General features: G+C 76.2%; 1 protein-coding gene and 1 pseudogene. One reads left to right on the top strand and one right to left on the bottom strand.

The features are described 5' to 3' along the window. Positions 1 to 107 (bottom strand): annotated as a pseudogene (locus FAF44_RS54095) (SAM-dependent methyltransferase); the annotation flags it as partial. Here FAF44_RS54095 and FAF44_RS54100 point away from each other — a divergent pair. After that, the coding region (locus tag FAF44_RS54100; RefSeq protein WP_368857810.1) for a class I SAM-dependent methyltransferase at positions 61 to 269 on the top strand (209 nt) is incomplete at its 3' end. The pseudogene FAF44_RS54095 and the gene FAF44_RS54100 sit on opposite strands and share 47 nt — an antisense overlap.

Consider the following 269-nt stretch of genomic DNA (forward strand, 5'->3'; position numbering starts at 1 on the left):
TCCCGGGAGGCGTCCAGCGCGGTGACGTGGTGGCCCCTCGCCGCCATGCGGAGGGCCTGCGTGCCCTGGCCGGAGCCCACGTCGAGGACTCGGCAGGGGCTCGGCACGTTGCGCGACGTCGTACGCCAAGAGCTGGTCACCCGTCAGCTCGCCCGGCACCTTCCCGCCGCCCCCTGCCGAGTCCTCGACGTGGGCTCCGGCCAGGGCACGCAGGCCCTCCGCATGGCGGCGAGGGGCCACCACGTCACCGCGCTGGACGCCTCCCGGGA

Source organism: Nonomuraea sp. MG754425, assembly GCF_021699195.1.
Taxonomy (GTDB): Bacteria; Actinomycetota; Actinomycetes; order Streptosporangiales; family Streptosporangiaceae; genus Nonomuraea.